The 14,669-nt window shown below is 73.9% G+C and carries 14 protein-coding genes; 6 read left to right on the top strand and 8 right to left on the bottom strand.

Features of this window, described 5'->3' with window-relative positions:
- Nucleotides 1–2 precede the first annotated feature (2 nt).
- From ACFVSN_RS33980 to ACFVSN_RS34005, 6 genes are all read right to left on the bottom strand, one after another.
- Nucleotides 3–530, bottom strand: coding sequence for a hypothetical protein (locus ACFVSN_RS33980; protein WP_380496648.1), 528 nt, complete (start codon nt 528–530; stop codon nt 3–5).
- 102 nt (nt 531–632) lie between these two features.
- Complete coding sequence (gene ilvD, locus ACFVSN_RS33985; RefSeq protein WP_380442354.1) at nt 633–2,477, bottom strand: dihydroxy-acid dehydratase; 1,845 nt, start codon at nt 2,475–2,477, stop codon at nt 633–635.
- A 166-nt stretch (nt 2,478–2,643) separates the two neighbouring features.
- Entirely contained in the window at nt 2,644–3,414 is a 771-nt protein-coding gene (locus ACFVSN_RS33990; protein WP_380442356.1) for a class I SAM-dependent methyltransferase, read from the bottom strand.
- A 46-nt stretch (nt 3,415–3,460) separates the two neighbouring features.
- Nucleotides 3,461–4,264 (bottom strand): sugar phosphate isomerase/epimerase, encoded by an 804-nt coding sequence (locus ACFVSN_RS33995; protein WP_329930204.1) that lies wholly within the window; start codon nt 4,262–4,264, stop codon nt 3,461–3,463.
- A gap of 512 nt (nt 4,265–4,776) precedes the next feature.
- Complete coding sequence (locus tag ACFVSN_RS34000) at nt 4,777–5,739, bottom strand: Ppx/GppA family phosphatase (RefSeq protein WP_380442358.1); 963 nt, start codon at nt 5,737–5,739, stop codon at nt 4,777–4,779.
- Nucleotides 5,740–5,883: 144 nt separating this feature from the next.
- Nucleotides 5,884–6,738, bottom strand: coding sequence for a glycerophosphodiester phosphodiesterase (locus tag ACFVSN_RS34005; protein ID WP_380442360.1), 855 nt, complete (start codon nt 6,736–6,738; stop codon nt 5,884–5,886).
- A gap of 139 nt (nt 6,739–6,877) precedes the next feature.
- On the opposite strand from ACFVSN_RS34005, the gene ACFVSN_RS34010 reads away from it, so the two are divergent.
- Complete coding sequence (locus tag ACFVSN_RS34010) at nt 6,878–7,762, top strand: hypothetical protein (protein WP_380442362.1); 885 nt, start codon at nt 6,878–6,880, stop codon at nt 7,760–7,762.
- Nucleotides 7,763–7,845: 83 nt separating this feature from the next.
- Here ACFVSN_RS34010 and ACFVSN_RS34015 read toward each other — a convergent pair whose 3' ends face one another.
- Entirely contained in the window at nt 7,846–9,015 is a 1,170-nt protein-coding gene (locus ACFVSN_RS34015) for an NADH-quinone oxidoreductase subunit D (RefSeq protein WP_380442364.1), read from the bottom strand.
- A 46-nt stretch (nt 9,016–9,061) separates the two neighbouring features.
- Entirely contained in the window at nt 9,062–10,045 is a 984-nt protein-coding gene (locus ACFVSN_RS34020; protein WP_387957376.1) for an SAM-dependent methyltransferase, read from the bottom strand.
- Between the two features lie 165 nt (nt 10,046–10,210).
- Here ACFVSN_RS34020 and ACFVSN_RS34025 point away from each other — a divergent pair, with 165 nt between their 5' ends.
- The 5 genes from ACFVSN_RS34025 to panD all read left to right on the top strand — a co-directional run bounded on the left by ACFVSN_RS34025 (nt 10,211) and on the right by panD (nt 14,669).
- Entirely contained in the window at nt 10,211–11,404 is a 1,194-nt protein-coding gene (locus tag ACFVSN_RS34025) for a sensor histidine kinase (protein ID WP_380442453.1), read from the top strand.
- A gap of 32 nt (nt 11,405–11,436) precedes the next feature.
- Nucleotides 11,437–12,126 (top strand): response regulator, encoded by a 690-nt coding sequence (locus tag ACFVSN_RS34030; protein WP_380442368.1) that lies wholly within the window; start codon nt 11,437–11,439, stop codon nt 12,124–12,126.
- A 152-nt stretch (nt 12,127–12,278) separates the two neighbouring features.
- Nucleotides 12,279–13,247, top strand: coding sequence for a Rossmann-like and DUF2520 domain-containing protein (locus ACFVSN_RS34035; protein ID WP_380442370.1), 969 nt, complete (start codon nt 12,279–12,281; stop codon nt 13,245–13,247).
- Nucleotides 13,234–14,139, top strand: coding sequence for a pantoate--beta-alanine ligase (gene panC / locus ACFVSN_RS34040; RefSeq protein WP_387600617.1), 906 nt, complete (start codon nt 13,234–13,236; stop codon nt 14,137–14,139). The genes ACFVSN_RS34035 and panC overlap by 14 nt, the downstream gene beginning before the upstream one ends.
- A gap of 80 nt (nt 14,140–14,219) precedes the next feature.
- The gene (gene panD / locus ACFVSN_RS34045) at nt 14,220–14,669 is read left to right on the top strand and encodes an aspartate 1-decarboxylase (RefSeq protein ID WP_380442374.1); all 450 of its coding nucleotides are present in this window, start codon (nt 14,220–14,222) and stop codon (nt 14,667–14,669) included.

Genomic DNA, 14,669 nt, shown 5'->3' on the forward strand with positions numbered 1-14,669 from the left:
CGTCAGCGCTTGCGCTTCCCGCCGGACCGGCCGCCGCGGCCGGTCCGGCGCTTCTCGTACTGCTCGACGGCCCGCTCGTACCGCGCCCGCCGGACGCCCTCGCCCGGGGCCTCGGTGAGGCTGCGGACGAAGTAGGCCAGCAGGGAGCCGACCCCGCCGATCATCCAGACCGCGCCGAGCGAGCGGTCCTCGGTCATCCAGCCGGTGAGCCGGTCCTTGCCCTCGGCGAGCACCTTCCAGGTGCGCAGCGCGGCCAGCAGCGAGCAGAGCGCGACGGCCAGCACCAGCAGGGTGTTGAGGAACCCGCCCTGGGCGGAGAGCGCGACGCCCTCGACGGCGAGTCGCAGCACGAACGCGGCCGCCGCGGCGATGACCAGCGAGCCGGCGGACACGGCGACGCGGCGCGGCCAGTAGCCGTGGTCGCGGTGCACCCAGCTGGTGCCGAACCAGCGGATCGGCTCCGGCTGCGGGGCGGCGGGGTCCGGGGCGCCGGCGGGGTTCGGGGCGGGGGTGGGGGGCTGCTCGCTCACGCCGCCGATTATCCCCCGGTTGTCCCCCCGGCCCCGGACGCGCGAGGAGGAGCCGTCCCGTGGTCCGGGGCGGCTCCTCCTCGCGCGTGTGGTGCGAGTGGCTCAGCCGAGCTTGGTGACGTCGCGCACGGCGCCCTTGTCGGCGGAGGTGGCCATCGCGGCGTAGGCCCGCAGGGCCTGGCTGACCTGGCGCTCGCGGCTCTTCGGGCGGTAGCCGCCCCCGGCCTCCAGCGCCCGGCGGCGCTCGGCGAGCACCTCGTCCGGGACCTCCAGGGAGATCGTCCGGCCGGGGATGTCGATGGCGATGGTGTCGCCGTCCTCGACGAGGGCGATGGTGCCGCCGGAGGCGGCCTCCGGGGAGGCGTGGCCGATGGACAGGCCCGAGGTGCCGCCGGAGAAGCGGCCGTCGGTGACGAGCGCGCAGGCCTTGCCGAGGCCGCGGCCCTTGAGGAAGGAGGTCGGGTAGAGCATCTCCTGCATGCCGGGGCCGCCCTTGGGGCCCTCGTAGCGGATGACGACGACGTCGCCCTCCTTGACGCGCTTGGCGAGGATCGCCTCGACGGCGTCCTCCTGGGACTCGACGACGACGGCCGGGCCGCTGAAGGTCCAGATCGACTCGTCGACGCCGGCGGTCTTCACGATGCAGCCGTCCTCGGCGAGGTTGCCGTACAGCACGGCGAGGCCGCCCTCGACGGAGTAGGCGTGCTCGACGCTGCGGATGCAGCCCTTGGCGGCGTCGGTGTCCAGCGACTCCCAGCGCTCGGACTGCGAGAAGGCCTCGGCGGAGCGGACGCAGCCGGGGGCGGCGTGCCACAGCTCGACGGCCTCGGCGGAGGGCGAACCGCCGCGCACGTCCCAGGTCTTGAGCCACTCGGCGAGCGAGTCGGCGTGCACGGTGTGGACGTCCTCGTTGAGCAGCCCGGCCCGGTACAGCTCGCCGAGGATGGCGGGGATGCCGCCGGCCCGGTGGACGTCCTCCATGTAGTACGAGCCGTTGGGCGCGACCTTGGACAGGCAGGGCACCTTGCGGGAGATCGCGTCGATGTCCCGCTGGCCGAAGTCCAGCTCGGCCTCCTGGGCGGCGGCGAGCAGGTGGAGGATGGTGTTGGTCGAGCCGCCCATGGCGATGTCGAGGGCCATGGCGTTCTCGAACGCGGCGCGGGTGGCGATCGCGCGGGGCAGGACGGAGGCGTCGTCCCGGCCGTAGTGGCGGTTCGCGATCTCGACGACCGTCCGGCCGGCGTTCTCGTAGAGGGCGCGGCGGGCGGTGTGGGTGGCGAGGACGGAGCCGTTGCCGGGCAGCGAGAGGCCGATCGCCTCGGTGAGGCAGTTCATCGAGTTGGCGGTGAACATGCCGGAGCACGAGCCGCAGGTCGGGCAGGCGTTCTCCTCGATGATCGCGATGTCCTCGTCGGAGACGTTCTCGTTGACGGCCTGGGAGATCGCGTCGACGAGGTCGAGCTTGCGCACGGTGCCGTCGACGAGGGTGGCCTTGCCGGCCTCCATCGGGCCGCCGGAGACGAAGACGGTCGGGATGTCGAGCCGCAGCGCGGCCATCAGCATGCCCGGGGTGATCTTGTCGCAGTTGGAGATGCAGATCAGGGCATCGGCGCAGTGCGCGTTGACCATGTACTCGACCGAGTCGGCGATCAGGTCGCGCGAGGGCAGCGAGTAGAGCATGCCGCCGTGGCCCATCGCGATGCCGTCGTCGACGGCGATGGTGTTGAACTCGCGCGGGATGCCGCCGGCCTGCTTGATCGCCTCGGAGACGATCCGGCCCACCGGCTGGAGGTGGGTGTGGCCGGGGACGAACTCGGTGAAGGAGTTGGCGACCGCGATGATCGGCTTGCCGAAGTCCTCGCGGGCTACGCCGGCGGCCCGGAGAAGCGCCCGGGCGCCTGCCATGTTGCGACCGTGGGTGACCGTACGGGACCTCAGCTCGGGCACTGTGCTCCACTCCTTCGGGGCTCGCGCGCGGCCCCGCGGGCAGGAGGGTGCGGGAACCGCTGTGGCTACCGAGCCTACGCCCGCCGTCCGGGCCGCGGACGGTCCGTCCGCGATGCGGTCAGGCGGCGGGCGCACGGGCGCACGGACCGTACGGCCGCACGGGGGGTCAGGACGGCGTGACGGCGACCACCAACTCCAGGGTGAACGGCTCGGTCACCCAGCCCCCGGGGAACTCGGCGAGCGTGGCCTCGCGCTCGGCGGCGAGGACCGGAGCGCGCTCGGCCGGGTCGAGCGAGGCCAGGTACGAGCGGGAGGTGAGGTCCGTGATCACGTGGTCGACGGTGACCCGCCGCTCCCAGCGCAGCACCGTGCGCTCGACCGCGAGGCCGGCCGGGGCGAAGTGGCTGGTGTGCTCGCTGATCCCGCCGTAGCCGTGGTAGCGCTCGGGCAGCGCGGCGGCCATCCGCTCGGCCCGGGCCCGGACCCACGGGACGGTCTCGTCGTGGACGTTCCACCAGGTGGCGAGCGCGCCGCCGGGGCGCAGCACCCGGATCGCCTCGGGGACGGCCAGCTCGGGGCGGGTCCAGTGGAAGGCCTGGGCGTAGGTGATCAGGTCGGCGGAGCGGTCGTGGAAGGGCAGGTCGTCCCCGGAGGCCCGGACCAGCGGCAGGCCGGGCGAGGAGGCGAGGTACTGGGCGGCCATGCCGCCGTTGGGCTCGACCCCGACGACGTCGGCGCCGCGGGCGGCGAGCAGCCGGGTGGCGATGCCGGTGCCGGCGCCGACGTCCAGGACGCGGGCGCCCTTGAGGGCGCGGCCGGAGAGCCGTTCCAGGGCGTCGAAGAGTCCGTCGGGGTAGGTCGGGCGACCGCGGTCGTACTCGGCGGCGACCCCGCCGAAACTCTGAGCGAGCTCCCGGAAGTTCTTTGCCTCCGTCATGTCTCCCCCTACGTGCGGCAGTTGGTGCCCGGTGGGGCACGTGGGTTCAGCGTACGCGCGAGGGGGTGGCCAGGTGCAAGCGGGTGAAGGCGAGCGCCTCGGCGAGGTCGGCCTCGCGTTCGGCGGGGGACGCGGAGCGCCGCGTGTTGACCTCCAGCACGACGTGGCCGTCGAAGCCGGTGCGGGCGAGGTGTTCCAGCAGCTCGGCGCAGGGCTGGTTGCCGCGGCCGGGGATGAGGTGCTCGTCCTTGCCGGAGCCGCTGCCGTCGGCGAGGTGGATGTGGGCGAGCCGGTCGCCCATCCGCTCGACCATCTCGAACGCGTCGATCCGGGAGGTGGAGACGTGCGAGAGGTCGATGGTGTAGTGCCGGTACGCCTCCTCGGTGACGTCCCAGCCGGGGGCGTAGGCGAGCATCTCGCGGTCGCGGTAGCGCCACGGGTACATGTTCTCGACCGCGAACCGGACGTCGGTCTCGCCCGCCATGCGGTTGATGCCCTCGACGAACTCCCGGGCGTACTGGCGCTGCCAGCGGAACGGCGGGTGGACGACGACGGCGCTCGCGCCGAGCTTCTCGGCCGCCGCCCGGGCGCGGACCAGCTTGGTCCACGGGTCGGTGGTCCAGACCCGCTGGGTGATCAGCAGGCAGGGCGCGTGCACGGCGAGGATCGGCAGCCGGTGGTGGTCGGAGAGGCGGCGCAGCGCCTCGATGTCCTGGCTGACCGGGTCGTTCCAGACCATGACCTCGACGCCGTCGTAGCCGAGCTTGGCGGCGAGTTCGAAGGCGACGGCGGTGCTCGCGGGGTACACCGAGGCGGTGGAGAGGGCGACCTTGGTGTCCGGGATGTGCAGGGCCGGGTGCGGGGGCAGCACGAGCCGGTCGGTGGTGCGCAGGAGGGGCGCCCGGGTGGCCTCGCGCTTGGCGGCCTTGACCGACTTCACGGACTGGACGGCGGCCTTGGCGGCGCCGGTGGCGCGGGCGGTGCGGGTCTCCTTGCGCGCCGGGGCCGCGGTGGCCTTCGGGGCGGCCTTCCCGGCCCCCGCCACGGCCTTCTTGGCCGTCGCCTTCTTGGCCGTGGCCTTCTTGGCGCCCTGCGCGGTGCGCTGGGCCGCCTTCACGGCCTTGGCGGCCTTGGCGGCGGTGGCGCCCTTGACGGTCTTGCCCAGCTTGCGGCGCGGGCCGTCCGGCCGCGGCTGCCCGTCGCCGGGGGCGCGGCCCTCCCGCGTCCCGTCGTCGCCCGCTGGTTGCACCACGGGAGACAGCGTAAGCGGACCGGCTCGCGAACGGCACCGAACGCCGGGCGAACGAGACGCGGCTCTCAGGCGCCCCCGGTGTCCTGCGGGGTGACGGTGCGGCCTGCGGCTCAGGTGGTCAGCGCGGGCCGGCGGCGGTCGGCGGGGCTGTCCATGGCGTCCAGGCGGCGCAGGATGATGCCCTCGCGCAGGGCCCACGGACAGACGTCGAGCTCCTCGAGACCGAAGAGGTCCATCGCGGCGTCGGCGACCAGCGCGCCGGCCAGCAGCTGCTTGGCCCGGCCCTCGGAGACGCCGGGGATCTGCGCCCGCTCGGCGACGGTCATGGTGGACAGCCGGGGCAGCCAGGCGGACAGGCCGGTGCGGGTGAGCCGGCGGTCGGCGTACGGGCCGGCGTCGGCGGGGGCGGCGCCGGTCATCCGGGCGAGCTGCTTGAAGGTCTTGGAAGTGGCGACGGCGTGCTGCGGGGCGCCGAGCCGGGAGATCTCGCCGACGACGGTGGCCATCTCGGCGCGGACGTGGCGTCTGAGCTCGCGCAGCCCGTCCGGGTCGGCGACGTCGCCGGGCAGCCAGCGGGCGGTCAGCCGGCCGGCGCCGAGCGGCAGCGAGCAGGCGACGTCGGGCTGTTCGTCCAGGCCGCAGGCGATCTCCAGCGAGCCGCCGCCGATGTCCAGGTTGAGCAGCCGGCCGGAGGACCAGCCGAACCAGCGGCGCACGGCGAGGAAGGTGAGCCGGGCCTCGTCCTGGCCGGACAGGACCCGCAGTTCGACACCGGTCTCGGTGGCGACGCGGCGCAGCACGTCCTCCCCGTTGGCGGCCTCGCGGACGGCGGAGGTGGCGAAGGGCAGGATGTCGACGACGCCCTTGTCCTCGGCGACGCGCAGCGAGGAGGCGATGTGGCCGACCAGCCGCTCGACACCGGCCTCGCTTATCGCCCCGCGCTCATCGAGCAGCTCGGCGAGACGCAGTTCGGCCTTGTGCGAGTAAGCGGGCACGGGGGCGGCGCCCGGATGGGCGTCCACCACGAGGAAGTGGACCGTGTTGGAACCTACGTCGAGCACACCGAGTCGCATAACTCTCCACGCTACGCGATCCGGCCGCGCCGGTGATCGGTCGCGGCGGTACTGCCTCGGCGCCGCCGCGGCACTCGTGCTGGTCGCAGGTGCCAGGGGGCGGCGGACGCCGGCGGGCGGGCCGGGCCCGGGTGGCCGGATCCCTCAGTTCCTGTGCGGTCCCGCCGGGCGGCCGGTGGGGCAGTTGGCGTCCAGCCAGCGGCGGGCCGGGCCGGGGGTGTCGGTGATCAGGCCGTCGGCGTCACGGCCGGTCATCAGCTGCCAGGACTCCTCGTCGTCGACGGTCCACACGTAGACCTCGTGCCCGGCCCGGCGCTCGGCGGCGATCCGGGAGGCGCTGGCCAGGGTGGTGTCCAGGGCGATGCCGCTCAGCGGCAGGTTGCCGGGGTTCTCGGCGATGGAGGCGCCCTGGATGAGGACGATCGGCAGTCCGGGCGCGGCCGCGTGGGCCACCCGCAGGTGGTCGGCCGAGAACGAGTACATGATGACCCGGGCGCCGCTGGCCGCCGCGAGCCTGGCGATCCGGACGACGTCCTCGGTCCGGCGCTGCCACTTGATCTCCATGAGCAGGGTGGCGTTGGTGCGGGCCATCCGTTCGAGCAGCTGTTCCAGGGTGGGGACGGGCTCGGCCGGGCCCGGTCCGATGGTCACCCGCAGGGCGGCTATCTGAGCGGCGGTCAGGTCGCCGATCGCGCCCTTGCCGTTGGTGGTGCGGTCCACGCTCGGGTCGTGCATCAGCACCGGGACGCCGTCGCGGGTGGTCTGGACGTCGGTCTCCACCCAGTCGGCACCCTGGCGCAGCGCCGTGTCGAAGGAGGCCATGGTGTTCTCGGGGGCGTTCTGCGGCGCGCCGCGGTGGCCGATCACCACGGGTCCGGTGCACGGCGGCGGCGCGCTCTCCGCCCGGGCCCGCAGCGCGGGTCCGGAGGCGCAGCCGGAGGCCAGGACGGCGAGCGAGGCGAGGATGGCGGTCCGGACGGCGCGGGGCGAGGCGGTCACGGCTCGGGGCTCCAGTCGGGCGTCGGGCGCCGCGGGCACGGACGCACGGGGCATCCAACACGCAACGGCTCGGAATCATCAAACCGAACGGACTGCCCGACACGGCCGGTGGTTCCCGCGGAGGCTCTACCCTTGCCGGGTGGCACCAGCAGAAACCTCCAAGAAGAAGTCCAAGGCGAAGGTCCCGGCCGCTCCGGCCCCGGTCGACCTGGCCATGCCGGCCCTGCGCGCCGAGGTCCCGCTCGACTTCCCCCGCGCCTGGGTCGAGTTCGCCGACCCCGCCGACGAGGAGCAGGTGTTCCGCTGCGACCTCACCTGGCTGACCTCCCGCTGGTCGTGCGTGTTCGGCCGCGGCTGCCACGGCATCCGCGAGGGCCGCGGCGAGTCGGACGGCTGCTGCACGCTGGGCGCGCACTACTCGGACGAGGACGACGAGAAGCGCGTCGCCGGCCACGCCGCCCGGCTGACGCCGGACATCTGGGAGAACTTCGCGCACGGCACCGACGGCAAGGGCCGGATCAAGGCCGACGGCGGCATCACCATGCTCGACGAGGACGGCGACCGCCAGACCCGCCGGGTGGGCGGCGCGTGCATCTTCGTGAACAGCCCCGGCTTCGCGGGCGGGGCCGGCTGCGCGCTGCACGCGCTGGCGCTCAAGGAGGGCCGCGAGCCGCTGGAGACCAAGCCGGACGTGTGCTGGCAGCTGCCGATCCGCCGCACCTACGACTGGATCGACCGGCCGGACGACACCCGCTACCTCCAGGTGACGATCGGCGAGTACGACCGCCGCGGCTGGGGCCCGGGCGGCCACGACCTGCACTGGTGGTGCACCGGCAGCCCGGAGGCGCACGGCGGGCCGGACCCGGTGTACGTCAGCTACCGCCCCGAGCTCACCGAGCTGATGGGCCGGGCGGGCTACGACGTGCTGGCCGGCCTGTGCGAGGAGCGGATCGCCACGAAGGGCGACCGCAAGGTGGCGCCGCACCCGGCGGATCCGGTCGGCAAGGCGAAGAAGAAGGACTGAGGGCCGGGCCCGGGGACCGTCCGTCCCCGGGCCCGCTCGTTCCCTGCTCGTCGCCGTACTCGTCGGTGTCTACTCGTCGGTGTCTACTTGTCGATGTCGCCGACGACGAAGAACATCGACCCGAGGATCGCGACCATGTCGGCGACCAGGGTCCCGGGCAGCAGTTCGGTCAGCGCCTGGATGTTGTTGAAGGACGCCGAGCGCAGCTTGAGCCGCCACGGCGTCTTGTCGCCGCGCGAGACCAGGTAGTAGCCGTTGATCCCGAGCGGGTTCTCGGTCCAGGCGTAGGTGCTGCCCTCCGGGGCCTTGAGCACCTTGGGCAGCCGCAGGTTGACCGGGCCGGCCGGCAGGGTGGCGAGCTTGTCGAGGCACGCGTCGGCCAGGTCCAGCGCGTTGAGCGTCTGCTCCAGCAGGCACTCGAAGCGGGCCAGGCAGTCGCCCTCCTCGCGGGTGACGACGGTGAGCACCTGCCGCAGCTCCTCGGAGCCGTACGCGAGGTAGGGCTCGTCGCGGCGCAGGTCGAAGTCGAGGCCACTGGCCCGCGCGATCGGGCCGCTGACGCCGTACGCCTCGGCCTGCGCCCGGGTGAGGACGCCGACGCCGGCGGTGCGGGCGCGGAAGATCTCGTTGCCGAGGACAAGGTCCTCGAAGACCGGCATCTGCGAGCGGACGGTGGCGACGGCGGTGCGGACGCGGCCGAGCCAGCCGGCCGGGAGGTCCTCCTTGAGGCCGCCGACCCGGTTGAACATGTAGTGCATCCGGCCGCCGGAGGCCTCCTCCAGCACGTGCTGGAGGTCCTCGCGGCCGTGGAAGGAGTGGAAGATCGCGGTGATCCCGCCGAGCTCCAGCGGGTAGGAGCCGAGGAACATCAGGTGGTTGAGCACCCGGTTGAGCTCGGCGAGCAGGGTGCGGATCCACACCGCCCGCTCGGGCACCTCCATGCCGAGCATCCGCTCGACGCCGAGCACGACGCCGAGCTCGTTGGAGAAGGCGGAGAGCCAGTCGTGCCGGTTCGCCAGCATGATGATCTGCCGGTAGTCGCGGGCCTCGAACAGCTTCTCCGCGCCCCGGTGCATGTAGCCGATGACCGGCTCCGCGGTGACGATGCGCTCGCCGTCGAGCACCAGCCGCAGCCGCAGTACGCCGTGCGTCGCGGGGTGCTGCGGGCCGATGTTGAGCACCATGTCGGTGGTGCCCGCCTCGCCCGTGATGTTCTCGGCTCCCGCCCCGATGCCGACCGTGGTCTCCCTCATGGGTTCAGAGTCTGCCATCCCACCAGGGGTTCCAGGCTCCGAGCCCCTACCAAATCTCCAGGGGTGGAATGCGGACGCTCTGCAAGACCCAGCCGAAGGCACCCAGCCCGGCCGGGTCGGTGAGTTCGGCCGCCTCCCCGGCGCCGCCGAGGGCCCGGAGGTAGGCCACCGGGTCGCTGGAGGCGAGGGCGAGCGGCGGGCGCCCGCCGCTGACGCCGAGGGCGCGCAGGGCCTCGCGCTGCGTCGTCCACAGGCTGTGGACAGCGGGGACGACGATCGAGTCGAGCGCGACGTGCACGGTGACGTCGCACGAGCCGTCCGGCACGGGGGCCACCTCGCGGCCGTCCCGGAAACCGGTGCGGGTGCCGAAGAGCGGACGGCGGGCGGCGGTGTGCCCGTAGTCGACGGCGACGGCCAGGCCGCGCTCCAGCCCGGCCACGGCGTGCGCCCAGGCGGCGTCCCGGGGGCCGCCGAACTCCACCAGGTCCCCGGGGTGTTCGACCGGCCACCAGCGGGCGGCCCAGGCGGCGTCGGCCTCCGAGACGGGCTCGCCGAGCCGCTCCCGGCCGGTCTCCGTCTCCACCTCGACGTACCGGAGCACCCCGTCCTCGTCCACCTCGCCGGCGTCCAGCGGCACGTTGTCCAGCCACTCGTTGGCGAACAGCAGCCCGCTGACGCCCCGCGGCACCTCGCTCGTCCACAGGGCTGTGGACGGAAGTCCGGCCGGCCGGTCCGCGATCTCCACGCCGTACGGGCGCAGCCGCGCGCGCACGTGGTCCGGGACGGCCCCGAGCACCCCGGTCAGCAGTTCCCCCCGCCCGGCCCCGACGTCGACGAAGGCCAGCTCCTCCGGACGGCCGAGGGCCGCGTCAACCTCCAGCAGCAGCCGGGCCACCGCACGGGCGAACTCCGGCGAGGCGTGCACCGAGGTGCGGAAGTGCCCCGCCGGGCCCTCCGGCCTGCGGTAGAAGCCCGCCTCCTGGTCGTACAGGGCCCGTTCCATGGCGGGCGCCCACCGCATCCACGTCATGGGGCGCGACGCTACCGGCCGACCCCGGCCCCTCCCCAACCGGAGCCGGGGCTTCTCCGACCTACGGAGTAGGGCGGATCGCCCTACCGGCGGACCTGGACGGGTCGTGCGACTGCCTACGCTTGAGACGTGCATCGACTCAACGCCTGGCTCCGCCGTCACCCCATGGTGGTCGACGCCGCCTGGGCGGCGATCGTGCTCCTCCTCGGCCTCCTGCCGAACGACAACGTCTCCGGGGGCTGGCGGTTCGACGCGCAGATCGCCACCGCGGTGGCGCTGCCCGCGCTCATGGTCTTCCGCCGCCGCCTGCCCGACGTCGCGGTGGCCGCGGCCACCGCGATCGCCCTCGGCCAGGTCGGTCTCGACATCGACCCGGCCGCCTCCTCCATCGCCTACCTGGTGTTCGCCTACACCGGCGCCGCCTTCGGCCGCACCTGGACCTCCCGGCTGGCCCTGGCCGCCGGGCTGGCCGCCGGGCCGCTCGCCTACTGGCGGATGAACCCCGCCAAGACGCACTTCGCGGAGGACGGCGTCACCGCCGTCCGCACGCCGTACAGCATCGGCGAGGCGCTGCTCATCATGCTGCTGATGAGCACCCCGTTCATCCTCTGCTGGGCCTGGGGCCGGCTGACCCGGGTCCGCCGCGCCTACCTGACCGAGCTGGAGGACCGCGCCGCCCGGCTGGAGCGCGAGCGCGACGCCCAGTCCAAGGTCGCCGTCGCCGCCGAGCGGGCGCGGATCGCCCGCGAGCTGCACGACGTCGTCGCGCACAACGTCTCCGTCATGATCGTCCAGGCCGACGGCGCCGCCTACGTCCTCGACAACTCGCCCCAGCAGGCCAAGGAGGCGCTCGGCACGATCGCCTCCACCGGCCGCCAGGCACTGGTCGAGATGCGCCGCCTGCTCGGTGTGCTGCGCACCGCCGACACCGCCGAGGAGTACGTGCCCCAGCCGGGCGTCGAGGAGCTGCCCGAACTGCTGGAGCAGGTCCGCACCGCCGGCCTGCGGGTCGACTACGCGACCTCGGGCCACCCGCGCGAACTGCCGCGCGGCGTCGAGCTCACGGTCTACCGGATCGTCCAGGAGGCGCTGACCAACGTGCGCAAGCACGGCGGCCCCGACGTGCACGCCCGGGTCGCGGTCGACTTCGGGGAGCGCGAGCTCGCCGTCCTGGTCGAGGACGACGGCCGCGGCACCACCGACGAGCAGCTCGCCTCCGGCGGCACGGACGGCCTCGGCCACGGCCTGATCGGCATGCGCGAGCGGGTCGGCATGGTCAGCGGCAGCCTCGACGTGGGCCCGCGCCCCGGCGGCGGCTTCCGGATCCGGGCCGTCCTGCCCCTGAAGACGGCCCACTAGCCCGCCCGCCGCTCACCCCCTAGGAGCTCCCTTTGACCATCCGCGTGATGCTCGTCGACGACCAGGAACTGCTGCGCACCGGCTTCCGGATGATCCTGCAGTCCCAGGGCGACATCGAGATCGCCGCCGAGGCCGGCGACGGCGCCCAGGCCCTGGAGAGGCTGAAGCACACGCCGGTCGACGTGATCCTCATGGACGTCCGGATGCCCCGCCTGGACGGGGTGCAGGCCACCCGCCGGATCTGCCTCGCCGAGGACGGCAGCCCGCTGCCGGACGCCCCGCACGTGCTCATCCTCACCACCTTCGACCTCGACGAGTACGCCTTCGCCGCGCTCAAGGCCGGCGCCAGCGGCTTCCTGCTCAAGGACGTGCCGCCGACCGAGCTGGTGGCCGCGATCCGCGCCGTGCACGGCGGCGACGCGGTGGTCGCGCCGACCACCACCCGCCGCATGATCGACCGCTTCGCCGAGGTGCTCCCCACCCCGCAGAGCGCGCCCGGCTCGGACGCCCTCGGCCCGCTCACCGACCGCGAGCGGGAGGTGTTCCTGCTGGTCGCCCAGGGCCTGTCGAACGGCGAGATCGCCGCCCGGCTGGTGCTCTCCGAGGCCACCGTGAAGACCCACGTCGGCCGGATCCTGGCCAAGCTCGGCCTGCGCGACCGGGTCCAGGCCGTGGTCCTCGCGTACGAGGCCGGGCTCATCCGGGCCGGGGCCGGGGACTGACGCGCCCGTACACTGGGGCGGTACGTCCGGTACCCGAGGTGGACCGGAACGGAGATCAGGGACAAGGTGGGCCCCGTGTGTGAGCGCAGCGAACTCACCATCGACCGGCGCGCATGGGCGAACGCCCCTGCCGAGCGGAGCGAGGTGGGCGCGTGAGCACCTACGAAGGCGGCGACTTTTCCGAGTTCGCCCCGCTCGACGACGGTTTCGGCGACCCGCGCGACCCCGGCAACCGCCCGGCCCGGCTGACCGTCGGCGTGGTCGGCACCGGCCGGGTCGGCCCGGCCCTCGGCGCCGCCCTGCAGCTCGCCGGGCACACCGTGGTCGCCGCCTCCGGCGTCTCCGCCACCTCGCGCCGCCGCGCCGAATCGCTGCTGCCGGGCGTGCGGATCGTCACCCCGCCCCAGGTGCTCGCCGCCGCCGACCTCGTCCTGCTGACCGTCCCCGACGACGCCCTGGCCGACCTGGTCGCGGGCCTCGCCTCGACCGGCGCGGTCCGCCCCGGCCAGCTGGTCGTGCACACCTCCGGCGCGCACGGCGTCGGCATCCTGGAGCCCGCCACCCGGGCCGGGGCGCTGCCGCTCGCCCTGCACCCGGCGATGACCTTCACCGGCACCTCCGTCGACCTGGACCGGCTGGCCGGCTGCCCGTTCGGCGTGACGGCGCCCGCGGAGCTGCGGCCGGTCGCCGAGGCGCTGGTCGTGGAGATGGGCGGCGAGCCCGAGTGGGTGCCCGAGGAGGTCCGCCCGCTCTACCACACGGCCCTCGCGCACGGCGCGAACCACCTGGTCACGCTGGTCGCGCAGGCGATGGACCTGCTGCGCACGGCGGGCGTCGCCGAGCCCGGCCGGCTGCTCGGCCCGCTGCTGGGCGCGGCCCTGGACAACAGCCTGCGCTCCGGCGACGCGGCCCTCACCGGCCCCGTCGCCCGGGGCGACGCGGGCACCGTTCGGCGCCACCTGGCGCAGCTCAGTACGGTGTCCCCGGACATCCCGGCGGCCTACCGGGCGATGGCCCGCGCCACGGCGCAGCGGGCGCTCGCCAACGGGACGATCGACGAACCGTCGGCGGCGGCGCTGCTGGACGTACTGAACGAGGAGATTCCTGATGGCACGCGGTAAGCAGCCGAACAAGCCCCAGCGGACGCCGAAGGTCCACCGGGCCGTCGTCACCCGCACCGTGGACGACTTCGAGGCCGCGTTCTGGCCGGACGAGCGGCCGGTCGACAACGCCGTCGTGATGACCATGGGCGCCCTGCACCAGGGGCACGCCGCGCTGGTCCGGGCCGCCCGCAAGCAGGTCGGCCCGGAGGGCCGGGTCGCGGTGACGGTCTTCGTCAACCCGCTGCAGTTCGGCGCCGGCGAGGACCTGGAGCGCTACCCGCGCACCCTCGACGACGACGTGAAGCTGGCCGAGGAGAACGGCGCCGACGTCGTCTTCGCGCCCTCCGTCGACGAGGTCTACCCGAACGGCGAGCCGCAGGTGCGCCTGGCGGCCGGCCCGATGGGCGAGCGCTTCGAGGGCGCCACCCGCCCCGGCCACTTCGACGGGGTGCTCACCGTGGTCGCCAAGCTGCTGCACATCACCGACCCGGACTTCGCCTTCTTCGGCGAGAAGGACGCCCAGCAGCTGGCGGTCATCCAGCGCATGGTCGCCGACCTGGACTTCGACGTCGAGATCGTCGGCGTGCCGACCGTCCGCGAGGAGGACGGCCTGGCGCTGTCCTCGCGCAACCGCTACCTCTCGGAGGAGGAGCGCGAGCGCGCCCTCGTCCTCTCGAAGGCCCTGTTCGCGGGCCGCGACGTCGCCGCCCAGGGCCCGAAGGCCGTGCGCGAGGCCGCCGCGGCCGTCCTCGACGCCGCCGAAGGCGTCACCCTCGACTACCTCGCCCTGATCGACCCGCACGCCTTCACCGAGGCGGCGGACGACTTCCAGGGCGAGGCGGTGCTGGCCGTCGCCGCGAAGGTGGGCTCGACCCGCCTGATCGACAACGTCCACGTCATCTGCCGCTAGGCAGATGACCGGCAAGCACAGAATCGTTCGATAGAGCTCTTCCCACCCCAGGCATGCACTCACAGGAGGCGTGACCCGCAATGCTCCGCACCATGCTCAAGTCCAAGATCCACCGGGCCACCGTGACCCAGGCCGACCTGCACTACGTCGGCTCGGTCACGGTGGACGAGGACCTCCTCGACGCCGCCGACCTGCTCCCCGGCGAGCTGGTCCACATCGTCGACATCAACAACGGCGCCCGGCTGGAGACGTACACCATCGCCGGCCCGCGCGGCACCGGCGTGATCGGCATCAACGGCGCCGCCGCCCGCCTGGTCCACCCCGGCGACCTCGTCATACTCATCGCCTACGGGCAGATGGACACGGCCGAGGCCAAGGGCTACGAGCCGAAGATCGTCTTCGTGGACGAGCACAACCGGATCACCGGCCTCGGCGGCGACCCCGCGGACGCCCCGGAGGGCAGCGGCCTGCTGCGCGGCGACACGGCGTACCGTGGCGCCGACGGCGCGGCCACGACGGCCACGCGCTGA

It is taken from the genome of Kitasatospora sp. NPDC057904 (genome assembly GCF_042887925.1).
Taxonomy (GTDB): domain Bacteria; phylum Actinomycetota; class Actinomycetes; order Streptomycetales; family Streptomycetaceae; genus Kitasatospora.

Bases quoted from the DNA above. Each gene is read 5' to 3' on its own strand.
- ACFVSN_RS34015 (WP_380442364.1), bottom strand. From the start codon at position 9,015: ATGAGGGAGACCACGGTCGGCATCGGGGCGGGAGCCGAGAACATCACG.
- ACFVSN_RS34000 (WP_380442358.1), bottom strand. From the start codon at position 5,739: ATGCGACTCGGTGTGCTCGACGTAGGTTCCAACACGGTCCACTTCCTC.
- ACFVSN_RS34020 (WP_387957376.1), bottom strand. From the start codon at position 10,045: ATGACGTGGATGCGGTGGGCGCCCGCCATGGAACGGGCCCTGTACGAC.
- ACFVSN_RS34025 (WP_380442453.1), top strand. From the start codon at position 10,211: ATGGTGGTCGACGCCGCCTGGGCGGCGATCGTGCTCCTCCTCGGCCTC.
- ACFVSN_RS33990 (WP_380442356.1), bottom strand. From the start codon at position 3,414: ATGACGGAGGCAAAGAACTTCCGGGAGCTCGCTCAGAGTTTCGGCGGG.
- panC (WP_387600617.1), top strand. From the start codon at position 13,234: ATGGCACGCGGTAAGCAGCCGAACAAGCCCCAGCGGACGCCGAAGGTC.
- panD (WP_380442374.1), top strand. From the start codon at position 14,220: ATGCTCCGCACCATGCTCAAGTCCAAGATCCACCGGGCCACCGTGACC.